Source organism: Streptomyces sp. NPDC001858, from assembly GCF_053594615.1.
The window spans coordinates 21,279-37,854 of record NZ_JBSFEV010000049.1; the positions used below are offsets into that span (position 1 = coordinate 21,279).

Annotated in this window: 12 protein-coding genes and 1 pseudogene; 3 read left to right on the plus strand and 10 right to left on the minus strand. The window is 71.6% G+C overall.

The features are described 5' to 3' along the window. The first annotated feature begins 16 nt into the window (after positions 1-16). Positions 17-2,110, plus strand: a complete 2,094-nt coding sequence (locus ACWCPF_RS40200) for a PQQ-dependent sugar dehydrogenase (RefSeq protein ID WP_451050092.1) — start codon at positions 17-19, stop codon at positions 2,108-2,110. Positions 2,111-2,171: 61 nt separating this feature from the next. Here ACWCPF_RS40200 and ACWCPF_RS40205 read toward each other — a convergent pair whose 3' ends face one another. The 6 genes from ACWCPF_RS40205 to ACWCPF_RS40230 all read right to left on the minus strand — a co-directional run bounded on the left by ACWCPF_RS40205 (position 2,172) and on the right by ACWCPF_RS40230 (position 11,527). After that, positions 2,172-2,966, minus strand: coding sequence for a dTMP kinase (locus ACWCPF_RS40205; protein ID WP_451050093.1), 795 nt, complete (start codon positions 2,964-2,966; stop codon positions 2,172-2,174). After that, a complete protein-coding gene (locus ACWCPF_RS40210) occupies positions 2,959-5,301 on the minus strand; it encodes a phosphotransferase (protein ID WP_451050094.1) in 2,343 nt (780 codons plus the stop codon). Before ACWCPF_RS40210 ends, ACWCPF_RS40205 begins: the two co-directional genes overlap by 8 nt. Before the next feature lie 37 nt (positions 5,302-5,338). After that, positions 5,339-6,976, minus strand: a complete 1,638-nt coding sequence (locus ACWCPF_RS40215; RefSeq protein ID WP_451050095.1) for a GH3 family domain-containing protein — start codon at positions 6,974-6,976, stop codon at positions 5,339-5,341. Then, the gene (locus ACWCPF_RS40220) at positions 6,973-7,704 is read right to left on the minus strand and encodes a DUF6182 family protein (protein ID WP_451050096.1); all 732 of its coding nucleotides are present in this window, start codon (positions 7,702-7,704) and stop codon (positions 6,973-6,975) included. Before ACWCPF_RS40220 ends, ACWCPF_RS40215 begins: the two co-directional genes overlap by 4 nt. Then, positions 7,701-8,807, minus strand: a complete 1,107-nt coding sequence (locus ACWCPF_RS40225) for a hypothetical protein (RefSeq protein ID WP_451050097.1) — start codon at positions 8,805-8,807, stop codon at positions 7,701-7,703. Before ACWCPF_RS40225 ends, ACWCPF_RS40220 begins: the two co-directional genes overlap by 4 nt. A gap of 365 nt (positions 8,808-9,172) precedes the next feature. Beyond that, positions 9,173-11,527, minus strand: a complete 2,355-nt coding sequence (locus ACWCPF_RS40230) for a bifunctional serine/threonine-protein kinase/ABC transporter substrate-binding protein (protein ID WP_451050098.1) — start codon at positions 11,525-11,527, stop codon at positions 9,173-9,175. A gap of 252 nt (positions 11,528-11,779) precedes the next feature. Between ACWCPF_RS40230 and ACWCPF_RS40235 the strand changes: the two genes are divergently transcribed. Next, positions 11,780-13,000 (plus strand): metallophosphoesterase, encoded by a 1,221-nt coding sequence (locus tag ACWCPF_RS40235; RefSeq protein ID WP_451050099.1) that lies wholly within the window; start codon positions 11,780-11,782, stop codon positions 12,998-13,000. A 61-nt stretch (positions 13,001-13,061) separates the two neighbouring features. On the opposite strand, the gene ACWCPF_RS40240 is transcribed toward ACWCPF_RS40235, so the two are convergent. From ACWCPF_RS40240 to ACWCPF_RS40255, 4 genes and pseudogenes are all read right to left on the minus strand, one after another. Beyond that, positions 13,062-13,553, minus strand: a complete 492-nt coding sequence (locus tag ACWCPF_RS40240; protein WP_451050100.1) for a GNAT family N-acetyltransferase — start codon at positions 13,551-13,553, stop codon at positions 13,062-13,064. A 112-nt stretch (positions 13,554-13,665) separates the two neighbouring features. Then, positions 13,666-14,343 carry a 4-carboxy-4-hydroxy-2-oxoadipate aldolase/oxaloacetate decarboxylase gene (locus ACWCPF_RS40245; protein WP_451050101.1) on the minus strand — a complete coding sequence of 226 codons (678 nt, stop codon included), beginning with the start codon at positions 14,341-14,343 and terminating at the stop codon, positions 13,666-13,668. Further along, the gene (locus ACWCPF_RS40250; RefSeq protein ID WP_451050102.1) at positions 14,340-14,783 is read right to left on the minus strand and encodes an aminotransferase class I/II-fold pyridoxal phosphate-dependent enzyme; all 444 of its coding nucleotides are present in this window, start codon (positions 14,781-14,783) and stop codon (positions 14,340-14,342) included. The genes ACWCPF_RS40245 and ACWCPF_RS40250 overlap by 4 nt, the downstream gene beginning before the upstream one ends. An 89-nt stretch (positions 14,784-14,872) precedes the next feature. Next, a pseudogene (locus tag ACWCPF_RS40255) lies at positions 14,873-15,547 on the minus strand (aminotransferase class I/II-fold pyridoxal phosphate-dependent enzyme); the annotation flags it as partial. Between the two features lie 105 nt (positions 15,548-15,652). On the opposite strand from ACWCPF_RS40255, the gene ACWCPF_RS40260 reads away from it, so the two are divergent. Then, positions 15,653-16,444 (plus strand): zinc-binding dehydrogenase, encoded by a 792-nt coding sequence (locus ACWCPF_RS40260; RefSeq protein WP_451050103.1) that lies wholly within the window; start codon positions 15,653-15,655, stop codon positions 16,442-16,444. Positions 16,445-16,576: the final 132 nt, after the last annotated feature.

The following is a 16,576-nucleotide window of genomic DNA, read 5'->3' on the forward strand; positions in this document are numbered from 1 at the left end:
AAGGAGTGACGTACGCATGGCCGCATCTCCCGGCGCCAGACCCAGAGCCCGCTCACTGATTCCGCTGGTCGTTCTCGCCCTGTTGTTGTCGGCCCTCGTCGCCCTCCCCGGCAGGGCGCTCGCGGCGGCCGCCGACCCCCTCGCCGACCCCATCCCCGAGCGGCCCGCCGCCTCCGGCATCGGGCTGACCGTCGAGGAGTACGCCTCCTTCCCGAAGACCGATCCGCCGCCCGGTCCGGTCACCGATCCCCGGCTGATGCGGCACGCCCGCATCAACCACCTCGGCGAACTTCCCGACCGCTCCGGCCGGAAGGCCGTGCCCGACCTCAACGGCAAGCTCTACCTGGTCGAGGACGGCGGCAGCCCGCAGGTCTATCTGGACGTCGCCGCCACCTTCGCGCCCGCGTTCTTCGCCAGCCGGGGCCTCGGCATGGGCTTCGGGTTCGTCACCTTCGACCCCGGCTTCCAGCGCAACGGCCGCTTCTACACCGTGCACACCGAACTGGCCTCCGCCGCCACCGCCGTACCCGACTACCGGCAGCGGGCGTCCACCGCCTACCACGGCGTCGTCACCGAGTGGACCGCCGACGACCCCTCGGCCGACGCCTTCAGCGGCACCCGCCGGGAGATCCTGCGCATCGGCTTCGCGGGTCAGATCCACGGCATCCAGCAGATCGACTTCAACCCGACGGCCGGGCGCCACGACCGCGACCGCGGACTGCTCTACCTCGCTGTCGGCGACGGCGGCCAGGGCGTCAGGAACGCCGAGCCGCAGAGCCTCTCCCTGCCGCACGGCAAGATCCTGCGCATCGACCCGCGCGGCACGAACAGCGCCAACGGCAAGTACGGGATCCCGGCGGACAACCCGTTCGCTGACACGCCCGGCGCGCTCGGCGAGATCTACGCGTACGGCCTGCGCGACCCGCACCGCTTCAGCTGGGACCCGGCGGGCCGCCACCGCATGTATCTCGGCAGCATCGGCCAGCACGCCATCGAGTCGGTCTACGAGGTGCGCGCCGGCGACAACTTCGGCTGGAGCGAACGCGAAGGCCCGTTCGTCTTCGACAAGACGGCCACCGACCCCTGCGACCAGATCCTCCCCCTCCCCGAGGACGACGAGACGTACGGCTACACCTACCCCGTCGCCGCCTACGACCACGACCCGCCCGCCGACTGGAACTGCACCTCCGACGTCGGCCGGGCCATCGTCGGCGGCTTCGTCTACCGCGGCCGTGACCTGCCCGCACTGCGCGGCAAGTACGTCTTCGGGGACATCGTCGACGGACGTCTGCTGTTCGCCGACACCAAGGACATGCGGCGCGGCAGCAAGGAACTGGCCCAGCTGCACGAACTGATGCTGTACGACGCGAGCGGCAAGCGCGTCACGATGCGGGACCTGGCCCAGAACGCCCGGGTGGACCTGCACTTCGGCCGGGACGCCGCCGGTGAGCTGTACCTCCTCTCAAAGGCCAACGGCAAGATCTGGAAGATCACCGGCACCCGGAAGTTCGCCGCATGCGACACCGACGGCTCCCGGCTCACCCACGTCATGGGCGGACGGAACTGGGCTCCCGTCACCCCGACCAAGTGGCAATTCCCGGGCCGCGAGGCCGTCCTCGCGGAGGCCGGAGTCCAGCGCCCCGGCCCGCGCCGTCCCTTCGAGTACGCAGTGCTGACGGCGGGCCCGGAGCACGGAGACGTACGGATCGACGCCGAGGTCCGCATCGACACCCCCGTCGAGATCACCAACCGGGACGTGATCATCGTCTTCGATCACCAGTCGGACACGAAGTTCTCCTACGTCCACCTGTCCCAGGACAACACGATCTACCCGCACAACGGCATCTTCGTCGTCGACGAGGCCGACCGGGTGCGTATCGACGACCAGTGGAACGGGACGACGGGCGCCCCGCCGGCCATCACCGACACCGCTTGGCACAAGGTGCGGGTGGTGCGCTGCGCGAGCACGGGTGAGATCGCGGTGTACGTCGACGGCTCGAAACGGCCGCTGATGACCGCCGTCGACACGACCCTCACCTCCGGCAGGGTCGGCTTCGGGTCGTTCGACAACACCGGACGGCTTCGCAACCTGAAGGTTTCCTCTCCCTGAGAGTGCGCTGGGGGTGCGAGCAGCTCACACCCCCGGCGGCCGGTCTCCCGTCGAGCGAAGGTCAGGTGGTGAGGAGGCCGAGTGCGCGTCGCACATTGTCCGCCGCCTCCTCCACGGAGCGTCCCGAACAGTCGATGCGTCGCACGGTGACGTCCGGGTGGGCCTCGCGCAGCCAGTGCAGGAGGGCGTCGTAGCGTTGCCGTGTCGCTGTCAGGAAGGCGGCGGTCTCGTGCAGTTCGCTGTCCCGCGTACGTTCCCGCGTGCGCCGCAGCGCCTCGGTCACCGGCAGGTCCAGCAGCAGTACGCCGTCGGGCATCGTGACGCCGAACCGCCGGCTCAGCCGGTCGAGCATCTCTTGCGGCGGCCTGGTGCCCAACCGCAGCAGTTCCGCGCCCAGCGGCCAGGGATCCGCGTCACCGGAACATTCCCGGAGCCAGTCGCGCACCGCCCGGGCGGGGCCCGGTTCCTGCTTGCGCCACCAGGCTTCCACGTCGCCGCCGGGCTCGTCGTCCCGCTCGATCCGCCCGAACATCGGCAGGTACACCAGCGGATCGACGAGCGGGTGCCGGTCGGCGAGCAGCAGCCGGCCCCGGCCCGCCGCCTGCCGTTCCGCCGGGCCGAACAGGCACAACTGCAGGTAGAGCACGGCGACCTTGAGCTGCACCCTGCCCAGGGCGTCCGCCACGGCCGAGGCGTCGGCCAGCGCCGTGGAGAGTTCGGCGAAGGGGCTGTCCGGATCGTCGTGACCGCGGATGGCATGGACGACGGCGACGCCGTCCTGCTCGCGGATCCGACGCAGCACCGTGGTCTTGCCGGCGCCGTCGATGCCGACCACCGCGACCCGCACGTCACTCACCGTCCCGTGACCGTTCGAGCTCCCACAGGCGGAACGCGGTCTCCGTCACGCGTGGCAGGAAGTCGAACTCGCGCTGGGTGTGCCCGGCCGCGTACAGGGCCAGGCGGGTCATCAGAAACTCCCGCAGCGCCAGCCGGTAGCCGCGATGCCAGTCACAGCCGTTGACGAGGGCCGCGGCTTCCGGCGACACCGCGGCCACCGCTTCCGCGTGCAGCGCGAGGAAGCGGTCCACCTCGGTCGCCGTCACCTCGGGACCGAGCGTGAACGCCAACAACTCCACGACGTCACGCTGCGGCACGTCGACCGTGGCGAGTTCCCAGTCGAAGACGACCAACCGGCCGTCCTGTACCGCGATGTTGCGCGGATTGAGGTCGTTGTGGACCAGGGTGCGGGGCAACGCGTGCAGTTCCTGCGTCCAGTAGTCGGCGTCCTCGACGATGGCGAGCAGGATCTGGCTGCGGGAGGAGCCGAACAGATCGGGCAGTTCCGCCGTGGCGTGGAGAACCAGCGCTTCCCACAGCTCCCGGGCCTTGGCCAGGGATGCCGGCTCCGGCACCCGGTGCAGCCAGCCTTCCGCGAGCACCTCCTGGTCACGGCCGAGCCAGTGCCCGTGGACCCGGGCGACGGCGCATATCGTGTCGTCGACCCGCTCACGGGTCCACGGTCCGCTGTCGTCGCGCAGCCGCTCCATCAGGATGACGTAGGCCTCGCGCTCGGCGTCCTCCAACAGGCCGTAGCAGCGCGGAAGCAGGTCCGTCAGCGCGTTCTCCGTACGCCGGTACACGGCCAGTTCGCGCCGGTGCGCGTCGGTGAACTCCGTGTCGGCGCCCCAACGGCCCCACGCCCGGGCCACGTCCTGGCCGCACTGCGAGAACAGCATGCCGATGCCGGCGACGATCTCCTCACCGCGCGGCTTGACCTTGGCCACCAGATCGACGGTCTGCGGGGATCCGCCGCCGGGCGTCCAGGTCACGGTGACCGGGTGGAGGCCGGTCAGCTTGCGGCGCTCGCCCAGCGCACCGAGTTCGCTGGAGATTCCCTGGCCGTGCAGCCGGGGAGCCGGCCTGACCCGGGTGACGTGCAGCCGCGGGTCGCCGAGGCCCTGCGCAAGCACGGGTTGCAGGAGCGCCACGTCGAGGTCGCCGGCCTCGAGCCAGTCGACGCGCCGGGCCCGGCCGAGCCGTTGGTGTGCCTCGGCGAACTGGCCGCTGACCACGGCGGCCATGGTCGACACGTCGAGGGCGAGGGCGAACCCGGCGACGATCTCCGCGAACCGGCGGACGCCGCCCGCACCCGCGCAGCCGAGTGCGGTGAGCAGATCGCGTTGATTCGGCAGTGCAGTGCCGCCGCCTACGGTACCCACGACCAGGTTGGGCAGCAGGAGCGTGGCCACCAGGTCGTCATCGTCCAGCTCCAGCGAGAAGACGGACACCCCGGACTCGTGGACGCACGCCACGTCCTGCCCGGTCGCCACGAACAGCGCGGCCACGATGTTCGCCGCGTTGACGCCGTACCCGGTCATGCCGGCCTGCTGTGCTCCGAGAACCGTCGCGGTATGGCCCTTGACCATGGCCTCCGGCGTGGTCTTGAGCACTCGGGCCACGACGTCCCGGCGCAGTCGGCACTCGGCGGTCACCCGGGTGCCGCGCCCGGCCATCACGGACCCCGCGGTCACCTTCTTGTCGCCGCTGAGGTTGCCCTCCAGGAGCTGGCCCCGGGGTCGCAGGTCCGCCTCGGAGACCAGCACGTCCGTCAGCCAACGGCAGATCTGCCAGGTCGCTGCCGTGGTCATGTTCTGCCCGGCGGCGTCGGCCGTCTCGTAGACGAAGCGCACATGGAGATAGCGGCCGATCTGGTGCGGGTCGACGTCGACCAGGCGGGTGTGCCGGGAGACGGCGCGCACCTGCTCGTCCAGCTGAGGGCGCCGGTCGCGCAGCCAGGTGGTGAACCGCCGCGCGGCGGCGATGTCGGCGAACTCGAACACGGGCGCCCGGGTCATGCGCTGCGACAGCACCTTCGTCGTCACCCCACCGGATTCGGTGACGGCCCGTGCACCACGGGACGCCGACGCGACGAGGGCGCCTTCGGTGGTGGCCAACGGGGCGACGAGGCTTCCCCGGGCGGCGTCCCCGACGAACAACAGGGGGCCGGCGAGGCCTACGGGTACCTCGACGCAGCCGACGAAGTTCTCCACGTTGCCCACCAGGCTCTGTGCGTCCAGGCCGGTCCTCTCCAGCGACGTCAAGGCGGTGTCGCCGCGTGCACGCAGCCAGTTCAACCGCTGCACCCGGGCGTCTTCGGTGTACTGCCCCCGGCCGGGGATGACGTCGGTCATACGGTCCTTCCTTCCCTGACGTGACGGGACTGCGGCATCAGGTGGCGACCTCCGGCTCGGTGGCGACGAGCCTCTTCCACGCGTCCTCGCCCGGGAGGAAGATCCGGTCCTTGACCCGGGGTGGGCGCTGCCCCGCGCGGACCGCGCGTTCCCACTCCCGCAGGAACGCGTCCTCGTGGACGGTGACCACGTCGACCGGCGCGATCAGCCCGGAGCGGCGGCCGGCCCGGTAGCCGGGGCAGTGGTCCGACAGCCGTGTGTCGAGGGCCTTGGCGAGGCCCGGTGCCGGCGGGCCCGCGAAGGCGACGGCGAGTTGGTGGCGGCCGCCGTTCCCGCTCCCGTCGGCGTCCAGGTGGTAGGTCGCGTTGCGTATCTCCGCGCCGGTGTCGGCACAAGCGGCGCGCAGGGCCCGGAGGGCGGCCGCCTCGGTCAGGTACTCCCCGGCGGCGGACCGGACGACGTCGCGGCCGGCGTACTCGATGCGCGGAGTGCGGCCGACGTGGCCGACGACCCGGACGACATCGGTGACGGCACACCGGTACATGCCGCCGAAGTGGCTGAACACGAGGTGGTAGTCGCGGTTCTCCTCGAGTTCGGTGGCCAGCAGCGTTTCGCTGTCGGCGGTGATCGGCCCGTCAGCAGGCACGAACTCGTACAGACAACCCGGCAGGAACAGTGGCGCACCGCTGGGGTGCCGGTCGACCGGCACCCCGGCCGGTCCTTCGCAGGACGCGATGGGCGCGGAGAACAGCTGGACACCCGGCCCGTACGTCTCCCTCACCCGGGGCAGGTAGAGCGACGCGAGGCTGCTGTTCCAGACGACGATCGCGGCCAGGCGTGGCCACAGGTGGTACGGATGGACCGTGCCGAACGTACGGGCGTGCCGTTCGATCTCGTCGGCGCGTCCGGGGTTCGGTGTCGTGTGCGGGCGACCGTCCAGGGTCCCGGCCCGGACGTCCTCGACGAGCCGGGGCCACAGTTCGCGCAGTTGGTACGGAAGCGCGGCGACCATCGCCGGGTTGATGCCGATGAGTACGCGGATGTCCTGCTCGGCGGCCAGGCGCAGCTTGTAGTAGCTGCGGTCCCAGGGGTCGGCCGCGGCCAGTTCGTCGGGTATGCGGCTCCACGGAGCGTCATTGCCCGGGCCGACCGCGGAGTCTTCGCCGAACTTGCGGTAGTCGACCTGGCTGGCGCCGATGTGCGGTTGCCCGTTCCGGACCCGGGTGATCGGTGCGCTGGGGTCCTGCCACAGGTTCAGCACACCGTGCCGTGTGGCCGGCGTCTGCGGCAGCGTCTGCAGCAAGGGGGCGAAACTGGCGTAGTAGAACGGCAGGAAGGTTCGCTGCATATGGGTTCGGGTGACCGGGATGTGCTTCTCCCGGCCGGTGCTCCCGCTGGACGAGAAGTAGACGACCGGATCGTCCGCGGTCAGTACGTTCGACTCGCCGTCCATCGCCCGCTCGATCCAGGGCATCAGCGCCTCATGGGTGCGGATCGGCACTGCCCGGCGCAGCTCGTCGATGGTGCGGACCGCGGCCAGCCCGTGCTCGCGGCCGAAGGCCGTCTGCGCGTTCTGCTCCAGAATCCCGGTGACGAGGTCGCGTTGCACCTCTTCGGGGCGGTCCAGGCTGTCCATGAACCGGCGGTGCTCCGCCAGCACTCGTTCGGCCTTCATTCATCTCCTCCTTCGAGGCGGGGCGAGGTCAGCACGCCGTACAGGCGCAGGCGATCGGGATCCGTCGCGCTGCGGGCGATGCGCGTCTGGACCCGGTCGGCGAGGGCCGGATCGAGTGCGTCGCGGAAGTCGGTGGTGGCGAGGGCCTGCCGGTGATCGACCCGGACGGTGTCGCCCGGCCCGACGAGCCCGCGCAACGCCGCCTCCGCGATCAGGTGATGCACATGGACCAGATACTCACGGGTGCTGACGTCGCCGACCGCGACCGTCACGTCCACGACGTGTCCCGAGGGCGTTCCGGAGACCGTCGTCGTCAACGGCCCGGTCGGCACGTCGATCGGGGCCGGCCCGTGGAAGGCGTGCAGCAACCGCGAGAGCGGCCGCAGCGCGCTGCGCCGGGCCGGCCCGTGCCAGGCGAGGTCCCTGCGGGTGGTGGCGTGCTGGTGCGCATGCCGGGCGACGACACTGGCGGGGCGGCCGGCGAGGAACGCCGTCCTGGTGTACGACCGATACCAGCCGTCACGCACGTCGGCCGGGACCGACAAGGCGAAGTCGGCGGCGCCGGCGATGAACGTCGCCACCTCGATGTCGGCCACGACGACGGCGACGCTCAGCCCCAAGGGGGCCGGTGCATCGCTCAACCCCGCGCGGACCGCGTCCCGGCGCGCCAGCGCCGCCGCGGTCAGCAGCCCGGCGTCGGACGGCTCCGCGGGCATGGGTCCGCTCATGTGTAGATCGCCCGGAGCGACGGGGACGGCGGGGAGGCCCGTCTTCCCAGGAGGGACGCCGTCACCCGGTAGGGGTCGACGTAGCCGTGCCGGGCCTGTAATCGGGACAACGTCGTCGCGAGCTCCTGCCCAGCCTTGCCGTCAGGGTCGTCCGGGTCGGCAGGCGCCCGCTCGAGCAGGCGGGCGGCGCGTCCCACACAACGGCGCAGCAACGGCATCCGGAACGACTGCGCCGAACGTCGGTGGAGTGTCCCGGTGAAATACAGCCGCATCCCGAGCCGGTACGCGGCCGGGCCGGCGGTGCCCGGGTCCGCCGAGAGATCGGCCAGCGTCGTGCCGCTCCAACCGCCGTACCGGCTGGAGCGCGCTGTGCCGTTGACGGGCACCCGGCTGAGCGCGATACGTGCCACGGCGGCGCCGAACTCGGTCAGCACCCGTTCGAGCAGCACGTAGTCGGCGGTGAGTCCGTCGTCGTGGACGAGCAGAAACATCCGGCCGGGGCGGACCATGGGGATGAGATCGCGCAGGATCGGGAGCAGGTAGTTGGGATGGCCGGCGCTGCTGACGACCTGTCGCAGCGGCAGGCCCCACCGGGGACCGTCCAGATACACGGGACCGCCGAAACGCCGGTGATCGATGAGCATGCCGCGCTCGGCCAGGGCCGCGATGATCGCTCGCGCCTCGCCGGCCAGGGGGCGGTCGTCGGCGAGGCCCAGGTCACCGACGCCCAGGAGGTCCAGCTCCGCTCTCCACAGATCCAGCATCCGTCGGCCGGCGGGATGGATCCAGCCGTCCTCGTCGGCGCGGGCCAGATAGTCGTCGAGTGCCCGCGGGTCGAACTCCCGGCGTTCGGCATGGAATCGGACGTACCGTTCGCCGATCCGCGTTTCCGATTCGTTGCTCCAGTCGGTGCAGGGCTCGGTGAGATCGAGGTAATGCCAGAAGGCCGCTGACTGAGTGGTCAATGTCGCCATACGGTTGTTCCATACCAACTGCACTTTGGTGAGCCGGGCGTTCGCCTTGACGAGAAGGTCGGTCCAGAGCAGACCTTTGATGTGGGTCGGGGTGAGCGGCTTCGTCGGGGTGATCGTGACCGGCGCCACTACGAGTTCTGTGGCGGCTGCCGGGGTTGTCGCATTCGCCTTTCGCGCTCGTAACGGAGGCGCGTCAATGGCCATGCAGAAATCCTTCCTTCAAGGCGATCAGACGATGCGGGAAGGGGTGAGGAAATTGGGGGGAAACGGCGCCTGGGCTGTCACGGAAGAACTCGTCGGCTTGGATATCAAGCACATTGACCGCGCCGTTCGGGCTGCAGCGAACTCCGCAGTCCACAGAGGGGAGAGACCAGCCGGACGTGCTGCGCCAGCGATGCCGCCAGACGCTCCAGCTTGTCCTATGCACGCCAGATATGTCAATGGTGCGTCATATCGGTGCCCGGGCCGACCTCCGCCCCCGGACTCCTCTCGGTTCACCAGCCCTGCGGGCTGCCGTCGGCCGACGTCACGGCGATGGCGATCGTGCGGCCGTCGGGAGCGATCCGGAGAACGGGGATCGCCTTGTCCTTGGGGGCGCCATCGTCGCCGAGGGCGATCCAACCGCTCGCGCCCGGCAGCGGTCCCTTCTTCCGCAACCGGGACAGGGTCCGGTAGACATCGCTCACGGTCGGGGACCGCACCGCAGGGGTCTCCTGGACCGACCGGGCCGCGGTGAGCAGGGCGTCGTACATCATGATGGCCCGGCCGTCCTCCAGGTCGCTGCGCGGGAACGCGTCGGCGAACGTGCCGTCGCGGAAGGGCGCGACGTAGTCCAGGTCGAACGCTTCCGGCGCCACTTCCCACGCCCCGGGGTGGGCCAGGCCGGTGTAGACGAGGTCGATCGTGTCCGGACCCAGGGCGGCAGCCAGTTCGCGTGGGCCGAAGCCCTTCGTGTGGCGGATCATCATGGTGTCGTCGCCCGACATCACGGTCAGCCGACCGCTCCGGCACCCGCGTACGGCGAGGGCGGTCAGAAGCTGCGGCAGCGAAGTGCCGCGCCCCGCGAAGTAGATGACGCCCGGCCGCGCATCGCACACATCGCGGACCACGGCACGGAAGGCATCGGCCAGGCCGGGCCGTGAGGAGTCGAACAGGGTGGGTTCCGCGCGGACGAGCCGGCCCGCCGAGATCCGGGCGCGGAACTGCTGGGCGAGGGTGCTGGTGTACTGGTCGCCGGGGGCGATGTCCTGCACGAAGAGGATCCGGGCGCGGGCGAGTACGCCGGTCGACAGATGGCGTACGGCCGCCGCCGCCTGGTCGGCGTTGGAGGGCGCGACCCGTGCCAGGCCAGGAACGGCAGCCCAGGAGTCGGCGGTGAGGACCGAACCGAACGCGGGCAGGCCGCCGGCCGTCAACTCCTCCACCATGTCCTGGCTGGCGGCGGTACTGCCGCCCAGACCGAGCGCCGCCACGATCCGCTGCGCGCGCCGGGCCCCGAGTACCTGCCCCACCGTGTGGTTCCGCTGCTGAGCGGAGCCTCCGGTCTGGCCGAACAGCAGCCGGACCGGGACGGCCTGGGTCGGATCGTCCTCGTCGGCCAGTTGCCCGTTGGTCCTGAGCTGCGCGAGGTGGGCACCCTCCAGATCTCGCCGAACCGCCCCCATCGCGGCACTGCCGTCGAACTCCTCGGTGATCGGCGTCAGGTACACCATCGACGCATACGGCCGACCGCCCGGCTGCGCGGCGGCCGCCACGACCCGCCGGTTCTCCGCGGCGATCCGCTCCAGCACGGGTGCGACGACCCGGCTCGACGAGCGGCGCAGCCGCACGGGCGACGCGGCCGCGTCCAGCAGACCCACGCATCTGCGCATCCGGCCGTCGCCGATGGCGCTCAGACCGTCGGCGCACGGCAGGACCGCCGACGGCGACGAACGGGGCGCGTCACCCGGAAGGAACAGGGCGGCGAGTACGGTCAGCGCTGCGATCGTCGCCCGACCGGACTGTCCGAGCAGCACCGGTCGCACGCGGTCGGCCTCGGCCGTGTCGCCCTGCCCGGCCCGGATCGCCTGGCGCAGCACCTCCTCCAGGCCGGGCCGCCGGGTGGGATCCTTGGCCAGGCATCGGGCCACCAGTCCCCGCAGCGCGGTGGGGAGACCGGTCAGATCCGGCTCCTTGTGCACCACCGCGAAGGCGACCGCGATCGCCTCCAGGCCCGCCGCCTCCGGGTCCTCGAAGGGACTTCGGCCCAACGCGGCGAAGGCGAGTACCCCACCGAGCGCGAACACGTCCGTGGCCGGGGAGACCGCCCGGGCCGTATGCAACTGCTCCGGCGCCATGAAGGCCGGGGTGCCCACCATGACGCCGCTGCGGGTCAGCGCCCGGCTCTGGGCGACGGAACGGGCGATGCCGAAGTCGATGACCCGTACCCCGTCGTCGGCGAGCAGGACGTTGGCGGGCTTCAGGTCCCGATGCACGATCCCCTGCCGGTGGATGTCGCGCAGCGCCTCCGCCAGCTGTCCGGCCAGCCGGGCGATGTCGGCCACGGGCAGCGGGCCGCCGGCCCGTACGCGGGCCTCCAGGGAATCGCCGACGACATACTGCGTGGCCAGCCAAGGCGGATCGCCGTCCGGGTCGGCGTCCACCACGGACGCCGTGAAGGCTCCGCTCACCTTGCGGGCTGCCGCCACTTCGCGCCGGAAGCGGGCCCGGAAATGTGGCTCGTCGGCGTACTCCGGCCGGATCACCTTCAGCGCCACCTGTCGCCCAGCGGCGCTGCGCGCCAGGTACACCACGCCCATTCCGCCCGCGCCGAGGCGTCGTTCCACGGTGAACTCCCCGATCCTCCGCACCACGCCAACGTACCGACGTCGACCGTCCCGGTTTCCCGCCCTCTTGAGATACGCCCCGCTCACCACACCTTCAGGTGGAGTTGCCCGGAACAACGGCGTCGGCGACCGAACACGTGCAGGGACCATCGGGTGCCTTGGCTTGGCAGGTCAGGGCGTCGGGCCTCCTTCATGAGCACCCCGTCCGTCCGACCGGCCCAGGACCGCCGGATACAGTGCGCGCGACGGCAACCTGGTCGCCCAAGGAGGGCAAGCGTGACCGACACCAGCGAAACCCGATCCGCCGACAGTGCGGCGCACGCGACTCAGCAGCACCGGCTCCGCCGCCTGATGCGCTATCTGCCCCTGATCGCCCCCGTCCTGCTGTGGACCGTGCCCTGCTGGGTGCTGCTGTACACCGGCCAGCACTGGCCGCTCCCGGTCACGCTCGCCGGCACCGCCCTGTTCGCCCTCGGCCTGATCGGCATGCCGCTCGCGATGGCGCGCGGCCACGGCCGACGTCAGCAGGACCGGGCGGCGATCATCGGGGACACCTTGCTGGGCACCAGCTGGGTGCTGTTCACCTGGTCCGTGCTGCTCGGCGTCCTGCTGCGGCTCGCCCTGACCGTGGCCGGCATCGAGGACGGTCAGGGCCGGGCCCGGATCGTCACGTGGGCCGTCCTCGGCACAACCGCCGTGCTGCTCGCCTGGGGGTACGCCGAGGCCCGCCGGGTACCACGGGTACGCCGCCTGGACGTGCGACTTCCGCGCCTGGGGGCCGGGTTGGACGGCACGCGCGTCGCCCTCATCACCGACACCCACTACGGCCCGCTCGACCGCGCCCGCTGGTCGGAGCGGGTGTGCGAGACGGTGAACACCCTGGAAGCCGACCTGGTCTGCCACACCGGAGACATCGCGGACGGCACGGCCGAACGCCGCCGCGCCCAGGCCGCCCCACTGGGCACCGTGCAGGCCACCCGGGCCCGGGTCTACGTCACCGGCAACCACGAGTACTACAGCGAGGCGCAGGGCTGGGTCGACCTGATGGACGAGCTGGGCTGGGAACCGCTGCGCAACCGCCATCTGCTGCTCGAACGCGGCGGCGACACCCTCGTCGTCGCCGGCGTGGACGACGTCACCGCCGAGTCCTCCGGGCTGGCAGGCCACCGCGCCCACCTCGCCGGAGCCCTGGACGGCGCCGACCCCGACCTGCCCGTTCTGCTCCTGGCCCACCAGCCCAAGTTCATCGACCGGGCGGCAGCCGGCGGCGTCGACCTCCAGCTCTCCGGCCACACCCACGGCGGCCAGATCTGGCCCTTCCACCACCTGGTCCGCATCGACCAGCCCACCGTCGCCGGCCTCAGCCGCCACGGCACCCGCACCCTCCTCTACACCAGCCGCGGCACCGGCTTCTGGGGCCCGCCGTTCCGCGTCTTCGCCCCGAGCGAGATCACCCTGCTCGTGCTCCGCTCCCCGCAGCGGCCCCCCACGCCGTAGCGCTGGGCGGGCCGGCGGCGGTTCCGCCACCGGGTACGGCCCCGGCGACCTGCACACCGCGTCATTCCGAAGGAATGCGGAACTCGAATTCGGGACGGTCCCACGGCACGGCGGGCGGGTTCGCGAACGCGGTCCCGGTCCGCACCGCGCCGACGCGGTGGTAGAAGTCCTCGGCGGGAAGATGCGACACGACCTTGAGACGGTCGAGCCCGGCGGCACGGGCCTCGGACTTCATATGCGCCACGAGCAGCCGTCCAATACCCCGTCCTTGCGCTTCGTCGGCGACGAACAGCAGGTCGAGCTCCGGTGGCGCGAGGACGAGCGAGTAGAACCCGAGGACCCGGCCTCCTCCCTGCTCGTCGGCGCCGACGGCCACAAAGGCGCGGTGGGCCTCGATGTAATCGGGACCGACCCGGTAGCCCGCGACCGCGGCTGCGTACTTGCCCTCGTAGGCGCGTGAGCCACGCACGAGCCGCGTGAGCCGTTTGGCATCCCGCGCGACGGCCCTCCGTATGGTGACCGGCTGGCTGACCGGGGAAGTGCGTGAGCTCATCGGGAGAGTATTTCGCACCGGGCAGCGCCTTCGTACGGCGGGTCGGCTGCCCGTACCCAGGCCCTTGCCAGGGCCCTCACCAGGGCGGATGCCCGGCAGGGGGCCTTCTTGCTCAGTCCTCGTCGATGACCAGGCCCTTCGCGGCGAGGAGCGGTGTCAGGTTGCAGAGGTCGATGACGGTCCGGCCCGTGCGGTATGCGGTGATGTAGCCCTCCTCGGCGTCGACCCGCTCCTGGGACAGCGCCGCCACCTCCGCGGCGTCCTCGCGGCGTACGACGACGACGCCGTCGGCGTCCGCGCGGATCACGTCGCCGGGGCGGACCAGCTGGCCGCCGAGGGTGACGGGCTCGCACATGGGTCCGACGGTCTCCTTGACGGTGCCCTTGACGCAGACGCTGTGGGAGAAGACCGGGAAGCCGAGGGCCCGCAGGTCCGCGGTGTCCCGGACGCCGGTGTCGGTGACCAGGCCGGCGAGTCCCTTGGCCTGGCGGGCGTTGGCGAGGACGTCGCCGAAGGAACCGGCCTCGGGGTAGGCGCCGGCGGAGACGACGATGACGTCGCCGGAGCGGGCGTAGGCGATGGCGGTCTGGAGCATGAGGTTGTCGCGGGGTGCGCACTGGACCGTGAAGGCGGGACCGCAGAGGGACATGCGGTGGTCCACCGGCTTGATGGTCGAGTCGAGGGCGCCGAGCCGTCCCTGTGCCTCGTGGACGGTGGCCGAGGAGTAGGCGCCGAGGCGTTCGACGAGTTCCGGGGCGGGGCGCTCGAACTTGGTGCTGACGCGGATCATGACGGCCTCTCGGACAGGGTGGCGCAGGCGGCGGCGATCCGTGCGCACGCTTCGGTGAGGATCTCCGTGGAGGTGGCGAACGAGATGCGGAAGTAGCCGGGGGCGCCGTACGCGGATCCGTGGATCACCGCCACCTGCTGGTCCTCCAGGAGATGGCGGGCGAAGTCCTCGTCGTTCTCGATCCGGGCGCCCGCCGGGGTGAACCTGCCCAGGTGCGGCCGGCAGTCGACCAGGACGTAGAAGGCTCCGCTCGGGGTGGTGCAGCTCAACCCCGGTGTCCCGCGGATGAGTTTGACGGTGGTGTCGCGGCGCGTCCGGTAGACGTCGACGGTCTCCCGGACGAAGTCCTGCGGGCCTGCCAGCGCGGCGGCGGCCGCGGCCTGGCTGATCGAGGACGGACACGAGGAGATCTGCGACTGGAGGGTGTTGATCGCGGCCACCAGATCGGCGGGACCCGCGCCGTAGCCGAGGCGCCAGCCATGGCGTACGTCTTGGAGACGCCGTTGGTGAGGAACACCCGGTCGGCCAGGCGGGGTTCGACCGCTGCCAACGACGGGGCGGCGCCGTCGTCGTACCAGATCTCGTCGTAGATCTCGTCGGTGAGGACGCGGACGTGCGGGTGGTCGAGCAACACGGCAGCCAGGGCCCGGAGTTCGTCCGTGGTGTAGGCGGATCCGGTGGGGTTTCCCGGGGTGTTGAGGACGACCCAGCGGGTGCGGTCGGTGAGCGCCCCGCGCAGCCGGTCCGGGGTCAGCTTGAAGCCGTCCGGCTCGGGGCAGTAGACAATGACGGGCGTGCCGTCGTTGGCGCGGACCATGTCGGGGTACGACACCCAGTACGGGGCCGGGATCACGACCTCGTCGCCCTCGTCCAGCGTGGCCGTCAGGGCGAGGAAGATGACCTGCTTCGCCCCGCCGCCGACGGTGATCTGCGCGTCGGTGTACGCGAGGCCGTGGCGGCTCCGGAGCCGGTCGGTGATCGCGGTACGCAGGGCCGGAGTGCCGTTGACCGGGGTGTACTTGGTCTCTCCCGCCTCGATCGCCCGGATCGCGGCGGCCTTGACGTGCTCGGGGGTGTCGAAGTCGGGCTCACCGACCGTCAGGTCGTGGATGGCGAGACCTTGGCTCTTCAGTTCGCGCACGCGCTGCGCCGCCGCCACGCTGGGCGAGGGGTTGATCCGGCGGACCCTCTTGGCCGTGCTCATGTGCTCAGCCCTCCCTGCGTTCGAAGTTCAGGCCGCCCGGGACCTGGAAGGTGGGCAGGATCTCGATGACGTCGCCGCCCTCGGGCCGGGCGCCGGGGACCCGCGGTGGGCACCCCGGTGGCCGTCCATCCGGCGACCCCGTGCGACCGGTGCGCCGAATGCTCTGCGGGCCGTCGCAACGTCTGCGCCGACGCCCGCTACCTCGGCAGTGCCGCCCGCACCCCGCACGTCCAGGGCGGCTTCGCCCGGATCGTCACCGCGCCCGCCGCACAGCTTCGGGTGCTGCCGCCCGAACTCGCCTTGAACCGCGCCGTGTTGGCCGAGCCGCTGTCGGTGGCCCTGCACGCCGTGCACCGGGCGGGCGACGTGGCGGGCAGACGGGTGCTGGTCACCGGGGCCGGGCCGATCGGCTGCCTGGTGACCGCCGTCCTGAGCCACCGGGGCGCCGCCGACGTGGTCGTCAGCGACCTCCTCGACACCCCGCTGCGTATCGCCGCGGCCTGCGGGGCCACCGCCACGGTCCGGGCCGACGCGCCCGACGACGGGGCCTGGGCGGAGCCGTTCGACATCGCCGTGGAGGCGTCCGGAGCGCCCGCGGGGCTGCGGACCTGTGTCGAGCGGGTGCGCCGCGGCGGCACGGTGGTCCTGCTCGGCCTGCTGCCGCCCGGTGAGGTCCCCCTGCTGGGCAACATTGCGGTGACCCGCGAACTGGAGCTGCGCGGCGCGTTCCGCTTCGACGCCGAGTTCGACGAGGCGATCGCGCTGCTCGACCGGGGGCTGCCCGTCGACGCGATCGTGACCCACACGTTCCCGCTCGCGGAGAGCCGGGCGGCCTTCGACATCGCCCACGACCGGGCGCTGGCGTCCAAGGTGCTGCTCGATCTAAGCGAGGCGTAAGCGCTCCGCTGGGAGTGCCGTGATGGGCCGTCGTTTGGCTGCGGCGCCGTCGTGGCTTGTCGCGCAGTTCCCCGCGCCCCTTCAGGGCGCTGCCGGACCGCAGCCGAAAGGTCCTGCCCGACACGTGCCGCA

Coding starts and splice junctions, on each gene's coding strand:
- ACWCPF_RS40240 (WP_451050100.1), bottom strand. CDS start 13,553: ATGAGCTCACGCACTTCCCCGGTCAGCCAGCCGGTCACCATACGGAGG.
- ACWCPF_RS40245 (WP_451050101.1), bottom strand. CDS start 14,343: ATGATCCGCGTCAGCACCAAGTTCGAGCGCCCCGCCCCGGAACTCGTC.
- ACWCPF_RS40210 (WP_451050094.1), bottom strand. CDS start 5,301: ATGACCGACGTCATCCCCGGCCGGGGGCAGTACACCGAAGACGCCCGG.
- ACWCPF_RS40200 (WP_451050092.1), top strand. CDS start 17: ATGGCCGCATCTCCCGGCGCCAGACCCAGAGCCCGCTCACTGATTCCG.
- ACWCPF_RS40220 (WP_451050096.1), bottom strand. CDS start 7,704: ATGAGCGGACCCATGCCCGCGGAGCCGTCCGACGCCGGGCTGCTGACC.
- ACWCPF_RS40215 (WP_451050095.1), bottom strand. CDS start 6,976: ATGAAGGCCGAACGAGTGCTGGCGGAGCACCGCCGGTTCATGGACAGC.